Below are 17,405 nucleotides of genomic sequence, written 5' to 3'. Positions count from 1 at the left end.
GCCTCGTGAGTTGTAGTGTCGGGGATTTTCTTGTGGCACCATATTGATTATGACCAGTCGACCTCGCGTACTCTCGAAATCGCCTACTCCTAGCCAGGTGCCGCCCTCACTCAACGAGGAAGCTTATCGCCTCATTGAAGAGATGATCGTGACTCTTGAACTCGCGCCGGGCAGCGTGGTGTCTGAGGCCATGCTCAGCGAACGCATCGGCATTGGGCATACGCCGATCCGTGAAGCCTTGCAGCGTCTGGCGCGCGAACATCTTGTTCAGATCTTGCCCCGTCGCGGTGTGGTGGTCACCGCCATCGACGTGGGTCATCAACTCCAAATCCTAGAGACACGGCGCGAACTCGACCGCCTTATTGCTCGATCTGCAGCTACGCGTGCCACTCTGGCAGAGCGCGAGACCATGGCCGCCATTGCTCAGAACATGGAGACTGCTGTGAAGTCTGATGACCTTGTAGCATTCCTGAAATGGGACAATGAAATGAACAGGCAGTCAGCACACAGCGCTCGGAACATTGTGGCTGCTGCGGCCGTGTCCGCTCTGCACTCGGCCTCACGGCGTTTCTGGTTCTACCATCACCATGATCAAGTCAACGCGACACTGCGTCTGCACGTGGCCCTTGCACGTGCGATGGCCTCCGGCAAATCTGACAAGGCTGCCGAGGCAAGTGATCGGTTGATTGATGATCTTTTCGGTTTCGCCCACAGGACCCTGATTACCCGCACTTGACATCTGGCATACCAGTCACATACCATGAACTCCTGTTTAAGGAGTTTGCCAGTGCGCCTCACCCATCTGCAGATCGAAACCTACCGCCGTGATGGATTTCTCACCCTTGATGGCCTTTTTTCTGCCCCTGAAGTAGCGGCCATGAGGGCCGAGCTTGAGCGAATTCAAGTGATCGACACCGATCACTTGGTGCGGGAAAAGGGAAGCAATATTGCCAAAACTATCTATCAGGTCCACGAGCAAGACGGCCCTACAGGTTCACCGGTGTTTCATGCCGTCTCGCGTACTTCACGTATGCTCGAGCCCGCACAGGATCTGCTTTCCGAGCAGGAGCTCTACATCCATCACACCAAATGCAATTTGAAGACCGCCATTGACGGTTCGGTGTGGGCGTGGCACCAGGACTACGGAACTTGGAAGCGAGATGGCATGCCTGAGGCACGTCCAACTACAGCGTTGGTCATGCTGGACGAGCCAACAGAAATGAACGGGTGCTTGTACTTCATTCCGGGCAGCCACAAAGAGGGCAATCTAGAGCCAGAATTCAACGACGCTACGGGCTACAAGTTTTATGTGACGCCGAAGGACAAGCTGCTAGAAATCATGGCTCGCAGCCCCGCACCGGTGGCGATCACTGGCAAGCCCGGCACCGTGGTGTTCTTTGACTGCAATATTCTGCACGCCTCGGGGCATAACTTGTCCCAGCACAATCGTTGGGCGATTTATGTGGTCTACAACCCGGTATCAAACCGGTGCAACGACGTTCCCAACCCACGTCCTGACTACGTACGGTCAACCAATACAAAACCACTCATCAAGGGAAGCGACCATATTTTCCCGCTTACAAGCTCGACGCAGGAAGCCAGATGAATACCCGCCATCAACGCATCCTTTCCCTTGAGCAGATCGGGGACTACCGCGATACGGGTTATCTCAATCTCCGTCAGGTACTTGATCCCAAATTGCTTGCGAGGCTGATCGCGACCACTGAGCGACTGTACGATGAGGGCCGATCACTCCAGCAAAAGTCAAAACATTACGACCTAGAGCCTGCGCATACCGCCCTTGCGCCACGTATCAGGCGTATCTCCAGCCCAACCGAACTAGATTCGGTGTATGTTGAAGCCGCTTTCGATTCGATCCTGGGTGACATCGCCGCAGACCTGCTTGGTGGAGCGGTCAAGTTTTACCACTCGAAGATCAATTTCAAACTGCCTCATGGAGGTGCAGAGATTGGCTGGCATCAGGACTGGCCGGTGTTTCCTCACACCAACACCAATCTTGTCGCTCTGAGCGTACCTTTGAATCCCTCCCGCGCCATCAATGGCTGCCTTCAGACGATCCCCGGCAGCCACAAGTTGGGGCCGCGCAGTCATTGGGAAAACGGCATCTATAAACTCAATTGCAACCACACGATGACGCGGGAAGACTTTGAGAACGTAGTCGACAATGAGCTGGATGTGGGAGATGTGGTGGCACATCACGGCCTCGCAGTGCACGGCTCCAGTCAAAATCGCTCGGACACCTTGCGCACGACCTACATCATTCAGTACGCCGCTGCTGACTCATTCGCCTATACCGCACCCGTTGTAGACAGCATCCATCGCAACCAGATGGTCAGGGGCGAGCCGGCTACTCATGCACGCGTGGAAACTGGAATCATTGAATTACCGCCGGATTTCTCGGCGGGATATTCAGGAATATACGCTTTGCAGACGGCCGGGAAGAACTAGGGCTTTTCGATAAGTACATCGGTGGAGCCACTTCCAGCAATGATTGAAGCACCCGACCCATTACGGCCATCAACTCTAGGTGCCATAACGGCATAATTGCAGCGATAGCGACCTAACGAACTCAAGGGCTTGATTCATGGTGCCTGGTAAAAGCCGTCACTGATTCACCCTGCAATGCTGTGACACCAACGACCGGTTTCGAAGGAACTGCAGTCGTCCTACCTAGCTAGTTAGCAGACCGCACTGAAAAATCGTGGGTGAAAGTCCGCTGCTCGAACCGGTGAACTCACCCTCTCGACCCAAAGCAGTCCTTCAGCTATTTTTTCAGCGTTGTCATTTCATTGAAAGCGATTGGTCACGCGAAAATTGCAGTGAGGCCTGTTATCGGCACATCCGATCGATTCGATTGATCTATGAGATCCAACTAAAAAACTGGAATTCCTCAGACTGCTCAAACACGACAGTCTTACCCATGCCCTTGCCACCAAACTGAAGTCACAGCAAAAGCTGTACTTCAGCAAGGTTCGCAGCATGATTGAAAACACCCCAAATAAGAAAAATTCAGACAAGGACGCAGAGCAATACGATGTAGTTATTGTTGGTGCCGGTATTTCAGGCATATGCAGTGCTCATGCGTTACGCCAAGCGTTTCCCGAGAAGCAATTTCTGATTTTGGAGTCACTGGAAACATTCGGTGGCACCTGGCACATCCACAACTACCCAGGCACCCGGTCAGACAGTGACCTCTTCACATTCGGTTATGGGTTCAAACCGTGGATCGGCAATCCGATTGCGACCCGGCAGCAGATTCTGGATTACTTGGGCTCCGTGATCGCGGACGCCAATCTGGCACCCCACATCCGTTACAAGCACCGCGTTCGTTCTGCCAATTGGTCAAGCACATCGAACACTTGGTCTTTGGAGGTCGAGACCGCTGAAGGCCAGAGGCGGATAAACATCCAGACGAATTTTCTCTGGATGTGCCAAGGCTACTATCGCCACAGCCATGGCTATACGCCCGCATGGCCGGGGATGGACCGGTTCAAGGGCCAGGTGATTCACCCGCAGAACTGGCCAGAGGACTTGGATCTCACGGGCAAACGCGTCACCGTCATTGGCTCTGGCGCGACAGCGGCCACACTGATCCCCGCCATGGCCGGGCAATGCGCGCATGTCACCATGCTCCAAAGAACGCCGACTTACTTTGCAACGGGTCGCAACAGCGATGCACTGGCCGAAGAGTTGCGCAGCCTGGGCATTGATGAAACGTGGATTCACGAAATCATGCGCCGCAAAGTCGTTCGGGAGCGTGCCGACATCATTGAGAAAGCCAAAAGCCATCCCGATGTGATGAAGAAACACCTGATCGCAGGTGTCAAGGCTTGCCTGCCTGAAGGGTTTGATGTCGATAAACATTTCACCCCGCCCTACAGACCATTTCAGCAAAGGGTGGCTTTTGTGCCTGACGGTGACTTGTTCAAAGCCTTCAGCTCAGGCCAGGCTTCGGTGGTCACCGACCATATCGAGCATTTCGATGACAAGGGCATCCAGCTGAAAAGTGGTGAGCGCGTCGATTGCGATGTCGTCGTCACCGCCACGGGTTTTGAGTTGTCCGTGATGGGAGAAATTCCGTTTTCGGTGGATGGCCAATCTGTCAACTTTGCAGAGACGGTCAGCTACCGAGGGATCATGTTCACCGGTGTTCCCAACATGGCGTGGGTTTACGGCTATGGGCGCTACAGCTGGACCTTGCGCGCCGAACTCATTGCCCAATTTGTCTGCAAGTTGTTGCAACACATGCAAGAGCGAAATTTGGCCAGTGTCCAACCGGCCATCCGTGCAGAAGACACCGACATGCAATTGCTGCCGTGGACCGATCTGCAGGACATGAACGCTGGTTATGTCTTGCGCGGCGTTGACCGCATGCCCAAACGCGGCAGCAAACCGGAATGGCAGCACAGCCAGGACTACCTGTATGAAAGCGAAGTCCTGCCGAACGTGGACTTCTCAGATGAGATTTTTGTCTACACGGCTGCAGCCCAACACGCACAGCACGCTTGATCAATCACACCCTGGAAATCAACCATGAAAAACTTCACCGGAAAAGTGGCCGTCATCACGGGCGGTGGCTCGGGCATTGGCAAAGCACTGGCCATGGCCGCCGCCAAGCGCGGCATGAAATTGGCTTTGCTCGACATCCAAGGCGATGCCTTGGCCCAATCTGTGGATGAATTGCACCAGATGGGCGCCGTAGCGTTGGGCATCACCGCCGATGTCTCGGATGCTGCAGCGATGCAAACCGTTGCCGAGCAAATAGAAGCCCATTACGGTGCCATCCATGTGGTCTTCAACAACGCAGGGGTGACATCGTCTGGCCCGGTTTGGGAAAGCACAGAAAAAGACTGGGATTGGCTGCTGGGCATCAACCTCAAAGGCGTGGTCAATGGGGTGCGCAGCTTCACACCCAAAATGCTGGCAGCAGCAGCCTCAGACAAAGCCTACGAGGGCTGCGTGGTCAATACCGCCTCTTTGGCGGGCATCCTGGCAGGCCCGGGCATGGGCATCTACAGTGTCTCCAAGCATGCGGTCGTTGCACTGTCGGAGTGCCTGCACTATGACTTGCAGCTAGTGTCCCCTCAAGTCAGGGCAGCTGTGCTCTGTCCTTCCTATGTCCCTACTGCGATTGGCAATTCCGATCGCAACAGACCTGCGCATCTTCTGAACGAAAAACCACCCACCAAGGCGCAAATGGCTTCCTTAGCGGCCGCGCAGCAAGCCGTGGCGCAGGGAAACATCACTGCGACAGAAGTGGCCGAGATTACTTTCAAGGCCATTGAGCAGGGATGCTTTTACATCTTCCCGAGTCCCGAAGGCCTGGCTTTGTTCAAGCTTCGCTCGGACAACATTCTGAATCAAGTCACACCAGAGTTCCCGTACGAGCTGTTTCCTGCGATGAAAGATCGACGTGACCGCATGCTGGCGGCGCAAGCCAAAACCTGAATTTCCCTGACCTGTTCCAACATACTCAACCAAGGAGACATAACCATGATTCGCTTTTCTCGCCGCTCTGTACATTTCGCAACACTTGCACTCGTTATCGCGGGATTTTGCGCATCCGGCTCAACATTCGCGCAATCAACTTATCCCAACAAGCCCGTCAAAATCGTGTTGCCTTACCCCGCTGGCGGTGGTTCAGACGCCGTGGCTCGGATGATCGCAGACAAGCTGCAACAGGCTTGGGGCCAGCCCGTGGTGGTGGACAACAAACCCGGTGCGTCAGGCATCATCGGCACACAGCAAGTGGTCAGAACGGCGGCCGATGGCTACACCTTGCTGTATCACAACACGGTGCTGATTCAGCAGCCATCCATGATGGAGAAGCTGCCCTACGATCCATTGAAAGACCTGCAGCCTGTTACTGTGACCTTGAAGACCAACAACCTCTTCGTCGTCCCAGCCAGCTCGCCTGCCAAGACGCTCAAGGAGTTCATCGATCTGGCCCGTTCCCAGACTGCGCAAGGCAGCTATGGCAGTTACGGCATCGGCAGCGCAGCGCATTTGAATGGCGAACTGTTCAAGCAACAAACCGGGCTGGATTTGACGCATGTAGCTTTCCAGGGTTCGGCTCCGATGATCACCAACCTGATTGGCAATCAGCTGCCCAGCGCATTCATCGATATTCCTTCGGCACTGCCGCACATGAAAAACTTGCGGCCTCTGGCTGTTGCGGGCACCCAACGTCCCCCGGAGTTGTCGAATGTCCCCACTTTCACGGAGCTGGGTTACAAATCATTTGAGCCCATGGGCTGGCACGGACTGTTTTTGCCAGCCGGCACGCCCAGCACCATTGCACAGAAGATCAGCAAAGACGTGAATGCCGTCCTGCAAATGCCTGACGTGCAGGCACGCCTGAAAGCCATGGGAGTGGCGCCTGGTGGTGGTACGCCTGAAGAGTTTGCACAGGTGATCAAGACCGACGCAGCCATTTACGCAGACATCACAAAAGCTGCCAATATCCGTATCACGCAGTGATGAATGCAATCATGCAGCGATTCACCACTGCATCGCTGTATGAAAAGTGGCAGATCATGGCTCAAACTCGTTTTGAGAGGGCGAAAGCACCTGGTTTGGTTTTGTACTTCCGCAACCCGGTGCTTGCGCCTCAAGACTCTGCCACGATCTGGCGCAATGCCGACAGACTGTGCAATTGGATGCGACCGTAGGTCAAGGTGAGGATTTTTTCCGACTCCCACTGCTTGAGCAAGCGGTTGACTGTCTGCCTAGAGGCCCCCAACATGCGGCCGAGCTGTTCTTGTGACAAATTGAGCTCGATCGGATGGCTTGCGGATGTGTGTTGAGCCATGTCAAGTTCTGCCAGTAAACGGTCAGCCAAACGAACCGGTACAGGCCGAAGAATGGTGGCTTCGATCCTTTCGATGGCCCATTTGTAGCGACGGCACACCAAGTGCAGTAGTTCGCGCAAAAATTCTTTGTTGTCCTTGACCACATCAAAGAAGTGCGTTTTAGATACCACCATCAATTCCGTCGGGACCAGCGCTTTGGCGTCGTGTACGCGCTCTTTTTGAATGATCAGAGTCAATTCACCAAACCACATGCCAGCCTCAGCGATACCCAAAACTGCCTCTCTGCCAGCTGATGACGAATTGCTCAGCTGCACAGCACCTGACTTCACAAAATAGACCGCGTCGGGCGCTGAGCCTTGGTGAAAAAGACTTTCGCCCCTGGCAAATCGTTTCAATCGAGCTTTAGCCAAAAGTTGTTGAGTCAGTTCACGTGAAAGGTCGTATTCATCTGGGGCAATTGCTGGGAGATTTTGAGAAGCCATCTTTGTATGTCCTTGAATCCATCCCTGCATCAAGATGATTTTTGTGAATGATTGAAGGCGCATCAACATGCACAAGCAAGAGATATCAGGGTCTCGGTCATTAGATCAAATTATTTGACATGCAGATGGCAATGCAGAGACACGAACACGTATTGACTCACTTATCAATCCATCATTTTCGTATTTTCAAGGCGACCATGCTGCTGACTGCTATTGGCCGAAACGGGCCCCTCGAAGTTGAATGACCGCTGCAGCGCAGCGAGCGCCTGTTCACCGCCCCACCCAAGCCGAATACTCCAGTGGCCGAATCCCAAACCGCACCGCATTGCCCGCATGCAGCGACGCAAATTCAGCCAGCACCAGCACGGTGAAATGCGCGTGTTCGTCCGGCGGTACCGAGTCGGGCGTCTTGCTTTTCACCGCCTGATCGGTGGCGGCTTCGCCTTGGCGCACGATGGCCGCGACCACTTCGGCCAGGGCCTGCCGGTGGCGCAACCTAAAGGTGTCGGGAGGCACCAGGGTTTGTTGAATGGCCACGTACTGTTGGCATGAGCGTTCATAAGCCCAAACAAACACGTCGCGCAGCAGTTCCACGCGATTGAGTTCGTACACGCCCAGCATGGCGTTCACATAGGCTTGCTGTGGCACGTCGATGAAGGACAGCGGGCAGAGGTTGTGGCGGATGAATGGGATGTTGGCGGCCAGCCGCGACACGCGTTTGTTCACGTCTTCAAACGGCTGCAGGTAGGGCAGGTGCACCATTAAAAAGAAGGCCTGCTCGAACGGGTCGGCAATTTCGGCCGCCATCTGCACCACGATGCCCAGCAACTCTTCCAACCGCTGGGGCAAAGCCAGGGGCAGGTAGACGCTGCCGCCGATCTCCACCGGGCGGCGGCGCACGCGGCCCACGGCGGTGGGGTCGGCCATCAGGCCGTCCGACAAAAAAGCGTGCAGCGCGATCACGGTGTCGGTCTGCACACGGGCGTTGTCGGGGCTGAGCACCAGGTATTCGATGGCCTGTTTGTGGTTCAGGATCATCTGCGTTTCCAGCGCGTCCTTGCCTTCGGCGGCTTGGCCAAACGCGATCAGCCGCTCGGTGTCCAGGCGGCTGTAGGTGTTGCCCTCCAGTTGCGACGAGGCCCAAGACAAGTCGATCAGCAAGCGGTTGAGCATGTCCCGGGCGAAGGTGCCCGCAGGGGTTTGCGCGGCGGGCGAGCGGCCCATGGCGTGGAGCTGCTCGCGCAAGTCCGGTGGCAGGTAGGCGGTGTGGTTGGGCTGGTATTGCGCCAAGAACGACTGCCGGTAAGCCACTGGGTTGCGCAGGTGGCGCGGCTGTGTGACGTAGGCGCGGACCTCGGCCCCAGCCGCTGACACGGGCAGGTCGTCAGGTGGCGGAGCGATGCGCCAATCGGCCTCTGGCTCTTGTGCGCGAATGGCGGCCGATGACGTACGGCGGTAGCGCGCCGTGCGGCGATCACCCAGCATCTCGATACGTTGCTGCGCCACCAGCAAGGCCAAACGCCGCTGCAGGGTGCGGCGGTGGATCGGGGTACCCCATTGCTGCGCGATGGTGTCAATGCCCACGCCATCGGCGGCGGTGACGATGAGTTCGAGCAAGCTGTCCAGCTCTTGGGTGGGGGTAAGGCGTGGCATTCGATGGGCTTTGAAGTGGCTGGTGGTTTGCGACAAATAAGTATCGCAAACCATTTTATGCGACATATGAAGTGTCGCAAAGCACAGCCCAAATCACGGACGTTGCGTCCGTTCAGGAAAGTCGCTCATTGCAAAGGCACAATCGCCTGCTCAGGAGACCGGGTACAACATGAACGACAACACCTTCGACTACATCATCATTGGCGGCGGCACGGCCGGCTGCTTGCTCGCCAACCGCCTTTCGGCTGACGCCAGCAAGCGCGTGCTGCTGATCGAGGCGGGCAAGAAAGACGATTACCACTGGATTCACATCCCGGTGGGCTATTTGTATTGCATTGGCAACCCGCGCACCGACTGGCTGTACCAAACCGAACCGGCCGATGGGCTCAATGGTCGCAGCCTGCGCTACCCGCGCGGCAAGGTGCTGGGCGGTTGCAGCAGCATCAACGGCATGATTTACATGCGCGGCCAGTCGCGTGATTACGACCAATGGGCGCAGATCACCGGCAATGACGCGTGGCGCTGGGACCAGACCCTGCCGTACTTCAAGCTGCACGAAGACCACTACAACGGGGCCAACGAATTCCACGGGGCCAAGGGTGCGAAGTCAGAACTACTGGCCCCCACCGACTTGCCCAAGGGCAGTTACCTGCACACCCTGCGCGGGCGCAACACGGGTGGCGAATGGCGCATCGAGAAACAGCGCCTGCGCTGGGACGTGCTGGACGCGTTTTCGCAGGCTGCGCAGCAGGCGGGCATCCCGGCCACCGACGACTTCAACCGGGGCGACAACGAAGGCGTGGCTTACTTTGATGTGAACCAGCGCAACGGCTGGCGCTGGAACACGGCCAAGGCCTTTTTGCGCCCCACCTGCTATTCACGCCCCAACTTCGAGTTATGGAACAAGGCCCAAGTGGCCAAACTGATCCTGCAAACCCAGCCCGACGGCAGCCAGCGCTGCACCGGCGCACAGGTCTGGTCGGGGGTGGAGATGGTCGAGGCCCGCGCCACCCGCGAGGTGATCCTGAGCGCGGGCAGCATCGGCTCGGCGCAGATTCTGCAGCTGTCGGGCATCGGCCCCGCTGCTTTGCTCAAAGACAAAGGCATCGACGTCCAATGCGACCTGGCCGGCGTAGGGGCCAACTTGCAAGACCATTTGCAGATCCGCTCGGTCTACAAGGTCAACAACGCCAAAACCCTCAACACCCTGGCCAACAACTGGTGGGGCAAGGCCATGATCGGGCTGCAATACGCGTTCAAGCGCACCGGCCCCATGAGCATGGCGCCCAGCCAGCTCGGTGCGTTCACCAAAAGCGACCCGTCGCAACCGCACGCCAACCTGGAATACCACGTCCAGCCGCTGAGTCTGGACGCGTTTGGTGAACCGCTGCACAGCTTCCCGGCCATCACGGCCAGCGTGTGCAACCTGAACCCGACCAGCCGAGGCAGCGTGCAAATCAAAACCAACAGCTTTGAAGACGCACCCGCGATTGCACCCAACTACCTGGCCACCGACGAAGACCGCAAAGTCGCCGCTGACAGCCTGCGTGTGACGCGCCGCATCATGGCGCAAGACGCGATGAAGCCTTTTGCGCCCGAAGAGTTCAAGCCCGGCGTGCAATACCAGACCGACGAAGAACTGGCCAAGCTGGCCGGCGACATCGCCAGCACCATCTTCCACCCCGTGGGCACCACCCGCATGGGCCGTGATGACGACCCGATGGCGGTGGTCAACGGGCGGCTGCAGGTGCGCGGCGTGGCGGGCCTGCGCGTGGTGGATGCGGGCGTGATGCCCACCATCACCAGCGGCAACACCAACAGCCCGACGCTCATGATTGCCGAGAAAGCGGCGCAGTGGATCGCCGAAGACGCTTCCTGAAACCCGGCCGCATGAACCGGGCAATGCGTTGAATGGCACCGAAATGGGATCATTTTTGCCAATTGAAGGTGATTTCAGGGCAGGGATTTCCCCAAAATGGGGAAATCCCTGAGAAGAATCGTGGTCTTGTTCACTTACATTTCATGCACTCGATGCAAAGCAGTATCTGCATCCCGAGGGCCGAGGAGACAACTCGAACCCCAAAAATTCGAACATGAACCAACATCCGAACGAGATGTGACTTCCCAAGCGTCGCGAAAGCGGCGCTTTTTTTTGCCTTGTGCACAGCGGATGGGCGACAGTCTTCGCTGCGGTACGGTGCCACAATCGCCCGCATGGAATTACTGATTGTTTCGCTGGCCTCGCTGCTGGCCGGGCTGGTGGACTCGATCGTGGGTGGTGGCGGGTTGATCCTGATTCCGGCCCTGTTTGCCACTTTCCCCCAAGCCCCGCCCGCCACCTTGTTTGGCACCAACAAAAGCGCCTCGATCTGGGGAACGGCCTTTGCCACCGTGCAGTACAGCCGAAAAGTGACCATGCCGTGGCGCTCCTTGCTGCCCGCTGCTGGTGCTGGTTTGGTCGGCTCCCCCATCGGTGCCTGGGTGGTCACGCAGGTCGACCCCAGCCTATTTCGCAAGGCCCTGCCGGTGTTGATGCTGACGCTTTTGCTGTACACACTGGCCAAAAAAGACATGGGGCGTCACCATGCACCGCGTTTTACGGGGGCCAAAGAAGCCTGGATAGCGGCGGGCATCGGCCTGACGATCGGGTTTTACGATGGCTTTTTTGGTCCGGGCACCGGCAGTTTTCTGGTCTTTGCCTATGTGCGGTTGTTGGGCTATGACTTTTTGAACGCCTCGGCCTCGGCCAAACTCATCAATGTGGCCACCAACTTTTCTGCGCTGGTCCTGTTTGCGATGCATGGCCATGTCTGGTGGCATCTGGCTCTGGCCATGGCGGTGTCCAACATTGTGGGCAGCCTGATCGGCACCCGCCTGGCGCTGAAACATGGCGCCGGATTTGTCCGTCAGGTGTTCATCCTCGTGGTGCTGGCCCTGATTTGCAAAACCGGTTACGACACCTGGCTGCGCTGAAGGCGGTCAACGCAAGCGCCATTTGATTTGCCCGGCATACTGCGCCAGCGCCACACCCAGCAGCGTGACACCGGCCCCGGCGATCTTGATCCAGCTGTAATGTTCGCCAGACAAGGCCCAGGCGAACAAGCCCGCCATGGGTGGCATCAAGTAAAGCAAAGGGGCCGAACGGGCCACGCCGCGCACCGTGTTGATCCAGCCCCAGGCCAGCCACCCCAGAAAAGCCGACACCACAATGGACACCAACAAGCCCACCCACGCCCAGAAGTCGAGCACGGCCCAATTCGCCCCCAGACCCGCAGGCACCGACAACAGCATCACGGGCAAGCCACCCAGCAAAGTGGCGTAGCCCATGGTCAGCACGGGTCCGTGCTGTTCCATCACAGGCTTGACCGCCACGGTGTAATAAGAAAAGAAAGCGGCTGCGACCAGCAACACCAGATCGCCCCCGCCCGCTCGCCAATTGCCGCCCAACAGCTTGTCGGACAAAAACAGCAAAATGCCGCCAAACGCCAGCGCTACGCCGGACATTTGTGCCCCGGTCAAACGCTCCAGACCCTGAATGCGCAAGATCAGCAAGGTCAAAATCGGGCCCGATGCGAGGATGACCGAGCTGGAAAATGCGGTCGACCAGTGGATGCCATAAGTGACCAGCCCCACATGCATGGAATGGCCCAGAAAGCCCAACCAGGCCATCTGCATCCAGTCCTTGCGCGGCAAACTGGGCAACCACCGACCGAAGCGCCAGCGCATCAACAGCAAGGCACACACCGGCATGATCAGGTAGCGCGCCCACAAGAAGCCCCCGGGCGTGATCCGATCGAACAGGTACTTTTGCAGGGTGAAATTACCGCCCCAGATGACGATCAAGACCAAGGCCACAGCCAAGGCGAGTTGATCATGGGGATGCTGCGAAGCGCGGTCAGGCATGACGGCCATTGTGCTGCCACTGGCCAGCGGGACATGTCACGCTCGCAGCAAGCGGCGAACCCCACATCCGGCTGACGCCGCCCAAGCCCTGACGCCCCAGCAGGGCAGCGGCGCTCACGCGGGTCCAAACATGGGCTTCAAGCTTGCACCACCGGCACACGCTGCGCCAGCGCGCACATGAGTTCATAGCCCACCGTGCCCGCCGCTTGGGCCACTTCGTCAATGCTCAGCAAGGCACCGTTGTCGGCTTGTCCCCACAGCGTGACCTGACTGCCCACGCCAGCTTGCGGGGCATCGCTCAGGTCCACCGTCAGCATGTCCATGCTGACCCGGCCCACGGTGCGGCCCCGCACGCCGTCCACCAGCACAGGGGTGCCCGTGGGGCAAACGCGGGGGTAACCATCGGCATAGCCGCAAGCCACCACGCCAATGCGCATGGCCTTGTCGGCCACAAAGCTGGAGCCGTAGCCCACGCTGTCGCCCGCTTGCAGCTGCTGCACCGCAATAATCTGCGCATTCAGGCTCATGGCGGGCTGCAGACCCCAGTGCGCGGCGCTGTGCTCGGGAAAATCCGGCGCACTGCCGTACACGGCAATGCCGGGGCGAATCCAGTCGGCCTTGACCTCTGCATCCTGTGCGTGGCGCAAGGTGGCGGCGCTGTTGCTTAAAGACCGCTCGCCGGGCAGGTCGCGGGTGGCTTCTTCAAACAGGGCCATCTGTGCGGCGATGCCCTTGGGACCATCCGCATCGCTGAAATGGGTCATGAGCGAAATCTCATCCACCTGCGGCAAAGCGTTCAAGCGTGTCCATGCCGAGCGGTAACGCTGTGGGCTGAAGCCCAAGCGGTTCATGCCCGAATTCATCTTCAGGAAGACACGGTGCGGCTCATGAGTCTTGTGCAGCGCCAGCATGTCAATCTGCTCATCGCAGTGCACGGTGTGCCACAGGTGCAGGCGCGAGCACAGCTCCAGGTCTCGCGCCTCAAAAGCACCTTCGAGCAGCAAGATCGGGCCGCGCCAGCCCAATGCCCTGACGCGCTCGGCTTCGTTCAGGTCCAAAAGCGCAAAGCCATCGGCCCCGCGCAAGCCTTCAAACACACGCTCAATGCCGTGCCCGTAGGCATTGGCCTTGACCACCGCCCAGGCCTGGGCATCAGGGGCGGCCTGCCGGGCGACACCCAGGTTGTGGCGCAGGGCGGCGGTATGGATGGTGGCTTGTATGGGGCGGGGCATGGGGTCAAACGTGAAAAGGGCCGATGAAGTATGCCAGCTTCATCGGCCCTGACGGCCATGGGTCCAGCCCAGACCCCAGGCGTGCCAACCTGGATCAGCGGGCTTTCAGGAACTCGCCCACTTCCAGCAACACCAGCTCGTTGTCGTCGGCCTTGTTGGGGTCGCGGCTGCTGGAAAACGGCAGGTTGTTGTCATTGCCCACCACGATGTGGGTGGCGTCCACCACGTCCACGTTTTCAATGGTGAAGAAGGGAAAGCTCAAAGCCCCGTTGACCAGCGGCTTGCGGGCCAACTTGTGAGGGTCGGCCATGTTGAGCAGGTCGATGTAACCGATCTTGCGCAACGGGCCGCCCACATTGGCTTCGCTCAGCTCGACTTTGTAGACACGCTTGAACTGGGGCAGATCGTGAAAGCAATCAGTGCGCTTGGTGCCTGCAGGGCAAGCCTTGTCGGGTGTGCCTTCGCCGTTGTCGCGCTCGATGATCAGGCCGGTGGCCTCGTCGATCATGTTGAAGTCACCAATCGCGTGGTGGTTGGCTTCCATCACGTATTTCCAGTGGCGGCCGGTCCACTTTTCGGCTTTCACGTCAAACTCGAGCACGCGCAGGTATTGCTTGCCATCCAGCGTCTCGGGGGCTTTGGCCGCTTCGTCCCACACAGCGCCTTCCAGCAAGGCATAGAGCTTGCTGCCGTCTTTGGAAGATGCCATGCCCTCAAAACCCTTGGAGCGGCGCACCTGGAACTTCACGGCCTGGTCCGGCGCGCCGGGCGTGGTGACTGCTGGGTGGTCGGGCGAACGCACCACTTTGCCGTCCACTTGCGTTTCAAACACGGCCAGCACTTTGCCGTTCAGATCGGCCTTGACCAGGAAGGGGCCAAATTCGTCACCGATCCACAGCGCGCCACCGGCGAACTGGAAGCTCTCGGTGTCCAGGTCCGAGCCGGTCAGGTAGCGCTGCTTGCTGCCTTCGTGAACGATGCGAAACGGCACTTTTTTGTCTGGGTCGTGCAAGAACACAGTGCGCAGGCGTTTGAATTCACCGGACTTGAAATCGACCTTGTATTGGTTCAGGTGCAGCATGAAGTCGGGCGAGTTGGCTTTGGAGCCCGCGCCGTTGTCGGTCAAAAGCCAATAGCTGCCATCGGCCATGCGCTTGATGCCCGAATGGCCCTGCAGGGGCTGGCCCTTGAAAGGCAAAGACACCCCGGTGGGGCGGCCCGCCGACAGGCCTTCGACGCTGCCGATTTTCTCGACGCGCTGGCCGGTGGTGAATTTGCCGCTGACCTGCAAGTCGGCGGGGGCGTCTTTGGGTGCGGGGATCAGGCTCAGGGCGGGCAGCACGGCGTGACCGGCCAAGGTGGCCGGGAATGCGGTTTGCGCGGCAGCCTGAACGGACCAGGCGGCGGCGGTGACGAGCATGAGGGTTGCAAAGGCGGCGTTCAAACGTGGGGCAAGGGGGTATTCAAGGTCATCTCCATCGGATCAATCAGGATGTTTCGAGCTTAAAAATCAGCCGTGAAACGACCATGACGACACCATGACAAAAACAAGTCAGCCCAAACCTCAAGCGATGAGTCCGTATTGCACATCCGCGCCCAAAACCATCGGGTAAACACACCCTTTCCCCACTCAGGAAGGGGCATGCAAATGATTTACACTGGCCCACTGCCTGTTAACCCGCGCATTCCGCCTGAAATGTTCAGGCGCTGGCTGAACCTTGTAATCCATGGAAGTTTTTCAGTTTTTGATGCCCATCTTCACCGAATACGGCTATTGGGCCGTGTTTGTGATGCTGTTGATCTGCGGCTTTGGTGTCCCCGTGCCTGAAGACGTGACCCTGGTCACCGGCGGCGTGATCGCCGGGCTGGGCCACGCCGATGTGCACACCATGTTTGCCGTGGGCATGGCCGGTGTCTTGATCGGTGATGGCCTGATGTTCACCCTGGGCCGTCTTTATGGCCAACGCATCTCGCAGCTGCCCGGCTTTCGCAAAATCCTGACCCCTGAGCGCTTTGCCAGCGCGCAAGACGCTTTCCACAAATACGGCAAATGGGTCATGTTCGTGGCCCGCTTTCTGCCTGGCCTGCGCACCCCAGTGTTCTTTTCCGCAGGCATGAGCCACCGTGTGACTTTCCCGACCTGGTTCTTGATGGACGGCTTTGCAGCCCTGATCAGCGTGCCGATCTGGGTGTATCTGGGGTACTTTGGTGCCCAGAACTGGGACTGGATGTTTGGCGTGCTGCGCCAATTCCAGCACGGCATTTTTGCCCTGCTGGGCATCGGGCTGGTTTGGCTGGTCTGGCGCTGGTGGCGCAAACGCCAAAGTGCCGTGGCGTCTGACGCGCCGCACGACCCGTCCTGACCCAAGCCCTCATGGGTCAACCGTCCTCCAAAAGCCTGGCCGTTGCCGGGCTCCTGTTCAACGCCTTCGTCTGGGGCGTGTGCTGGTGGCCCTTCAAGCAACTCGAAATCCAAGGCCTGCACCCGTTGTGGGCCACAGCCTTGGTGTACGCCTTTGTGTTCGTGTCCATCGCAGTGTGGCTCTGGCAAACAGGTCGTCTGGTGAGCTGGGGCCCTCATCCCGGCCTTTGGATGCTGCTGCTGGCCTCGGGCCTGACCAATGTCGGCTTCAACTGGGCCGTCACGGTGGGCGACGTGGTGCGCGTGGTGCTGCTGTTTTACCTGATGCCCGCCTGGTCGGTGTTGGTGGCCTGGTGGCTGTTGGGTGAAAAACCCAGCCGCATGGCGCTGCTGCGCCTGGTGCTCGCCCTCACGGGTTTGTTCATCGTGCTCAAAACCCCCGAGACCTCTTGGCCCGTGCCCGAGAGCCTGGCCGATGTCCTGGCCTTGATGGGCGGCCTGACTTTTGCCATCACCAACGCCTTGTTGCTCAAACTCAAAGACTCGCCCGGCTCATCGCGTACGCTGGCCATGTTTGGCGGCGGTGCGGTCATGGCCACCGTGGCCGCTGTGGCGGGCCTGGCCACAGGCGTGGTGGCTGCGGGCCAAGCCCCTGCCTGGAGTTGGTGGCCGCTGGTGGCCTTGCTCGGCGTTTCCTTTCTGTTTGGCAACCTGGCGCTGCAATATGGCGCGGCGCGACTGGCGGCCCACACCACGGCCCTGGTCATGTTGTCCGAAGTGCTGTTTGCCAGCGTGTCCTCGGTCATGCTGGGGGCATCCAGCTGGGACAGCCGCACGCTGATCGGCGGGTCACTCATCTTGCTGGCGGCGCTGCTGTCGGTGGTAGGGCCTGACCACAACACCCACTGACTGCGCATCGGGCTTTGCCAGGCAGCTCCCT

The 17,405-nt window shown here is 58.6% G+C and carries 15 protein-coding genes; 10 read left to right on the top strand and 5 right to left on the bottom strand.

Features of this window, described 5'->3' with window-relative positions; translation table 11 throughout:
* Positions 1-49: 49 nt before the first annotated feature.
* The 6 genes from B9Z47_RS01610 to B9Z47_RS01585 all read left to right on the top strand — a co-directional run bounded on the left by B9Z47_RS01610 (position 50) and on the right by B9Z47_RS01585 (position 6,501).
* Positions 50-736, top strand: a complete 687-nt coding sequence (locus B9Z47_RS01610) for a GntR family transcriptional regulator (RefSeq protein ID WP_108329508.1) — start codon at positions 50-52, stop codon at positions 734-736.
* Between the two features lie 51 nt (positions 737-787).
* Positions 788-1,606 carry a phytanoyl-CoA dioxygenase family protein gene (locus B9Z47_RS01605; protein ID WP_108286160.1) on the top strand — a complete coding sequence of 273 codons (819 nt, stop codon included), beginning with the start codon at positions 788-790 and terminating at the stop codon, positions 1,604-1,606.
* A complete protein-coding gene (locus B9Z47_RS01600) occupies positions 1,603-2,469 on the top strand; it encodes a phytanoyl-CoA dioxygenase family protein (protein ID WP_108285765.1) in 867 nt (288 codons plus the stop codon). The genes B9Z47_RS01605 and B9Z47_RS01600 overlap by 4 nt, the downstream gene beginning before the upstream one ends.
* A gap of 531 nt (positions 2,470-3,000) precedes the next feature.
* The gene (locus tag B9Z47_RS01595; RefSeq protein ID WP_108329507.1) at positions 3,001-4,530 is read left to right on the top strand and encodes an NAD(P)/FAD-dependent oxidoreductase; all 1,530 of its coding nucleotides are present in this window, start codon (positions 3,001-3,003) and stop codon (positions 4,528-4,530) included.
* 24 nt (positions 4,531-4,554) lie between these two features.
* Positions 4,555-5,469 (top strand): SDR family NAD(P)-dependent oxidoreductase, encoded by a 915-nt coding sequence (locus B9Z47_RS01590; protein ID WP_108329506.1) that lies wholly within the window; start codon positions 4,555-4,557, stop codon positions 5,467-5,469.
* A gap of 45 nt (positions 5,470-5,514) precedes the next feature.
* Complete coding sequence (locus tag B9Z47_RS01585; protein WP_108329505.1) at positions 5,515-6,501, top strand: tripartite tricarboxylate transporter substrate binding protein; 987 nt, start codon at positions 5,515-5,517, stop codon at positions 6,499-6,501.
* 130 nt (positions 6,502-6,631) lie between these two features.
* On the opposite strand, the gene B9Z47_RS01580 is transcribed toward B9Z47_RS01585, so the two are convergent.
* Together B9Z47_RS01580 and B9Z47_RS01575 are read right to left on the bottom strand one after the other, a co-directional pair.
* On the bottom strand, positions 6,632-7,315 hold the full coding sequence (locus tag B9Z47_RS01580) for a Crp/Fnr family transcriptional regulator (protein WP_158270167.1): 684 nt from the start codon (positions 7,313-7,315) through the stop codon (positions 6,632-6,634).
* 270 nt (positions 7,316-7,585) lie between these two features.
* Positions 7,586-8,968, bottom strand: a complete 1,383-nt coding sequence (locus B9Z47_RS01575; protein WP_108330027.1) for a Fic family protein — start codon at positions 8,966-8,968, stop codon at positions 7,586-7,588.
* A 169-nt stretch (positions 8,969-9,137) separates the two neighbouring features.
* Here B9Z47_RS01575 and B9Z47_RS01570 point away from each other — a divergent pair, with 169 nt between their 5' ends.
* Both B9Z47_RS01570 and B9Z47_RS01565 read left to right on the top strand, forming a co-directional pair.
* A complete protein-coding gene (locus B9Z47_RS01570; protein ID WP_108329503.1) occupies positions 9,138-10,847 on the top strand; it encodes a GMC family oxidoreductase in 1,710 nt (569 codons plus the stop codon).
* A gap of 335 nt (positions 10,848-11,182) precedes the next feature.
* Positions 11,183-11,941: a TSUP family transporter gene (locus tag B9Z47_RS01565; protein ID WP_108329502.1), complete on the top strand. Its 759-nt coding sequence runs from the start codon at positions 11,183-11,185 to the stop codon at positions 11,939-11,941.
* A gap of 6 nt (positions 11,942-11,947) precedes the next feature.
* Here the strand turns inward: B9Z47_RS01565 and B9Z47_RS01560 are convergent, their stop codons facing one another.
* From B9Z47_RS01560 to B9Z47_RS01550, 3 genes are all read right to left on the bottom strand, one after another.
* Positions 11,948-12,880 carry a DMT family transporter gene (locus B9Z47_RS01560; protein ID WP_233253608.1) on the bottom strand — a complete coding sequence of 311 codons (933 nt, stop codon included), beginning with the start codon at positions 12,878-12,880 and terminating at the stop codon, positions 11,948-11,950.
* A gap of 128 nt (positions 12,881-13,008) precedes the next feature.
* Positions 13,009-14,103, bottom strand: a complete 1,095-nt coding sequence (gene alr / locus B9Z47_RS01555; protein WP_108329501.1) for an alanine racemase — start codon at positions 14,101-14,103, stop codon at positions 13,009-13,011.
* 94 nt (positions 14,104-14,197) lie between these two features.
* Positions 14,198-15,523, bottom strand: coding sequence for an esterase-like activity of phytase family protein (locus B9Z47_RS01550; RefSeq protein WP_108329500.1), 1,326 nt, complete (start codon positions 15,521-15,523; stop codon positions 14,198-14,200).
* 307 nt (positions 15,524-15,830) lie between these two features.
* On the opposite strand from B9Z47_RS01550, the gene B9Z47_RS01545 reads away from it, so the two are divergent.
* Complete coding sequence (locus B9Z47_RS01545; RefSeq protein ID WP_108329499.1) at positions 15,831-16,466, top strand: DedA family protein; 636 nt, start codon at positions 15,831-15,833, stop codon at positions 16,464-16,466.
* Between the two features lie 11 nt (positions 16,467-16,477).
* Positions 16,478-17,374 (top strand): DMT family transporter, encoded by an 897-nt coding sequence (locus B9Z47_RS01540; RefSeq protein ID WP_108329498.1) that lies wholly within the window; start codon positions 16,478-16,480, stop codon positions 17,372-17,374.
* Positions 17,375-17,405 lie beyond the last annotated feature (31 nt).

The organism is Limnohabitans sp. 2KL-1, assembly GCF_003063435.1.
Taxonomy (GTDB): domain Bacteria; phylum Pseudomonadota; class Gammaproteobacteria; order Burkholderiales; family Burkholderiaceae_C; genus Limnohabitans_A.
The sequence above is the reverse complement of the archived record's forward strand: the minus strand, read 5'-3'. Positions and strand labels throughout refer to the sequence as shown.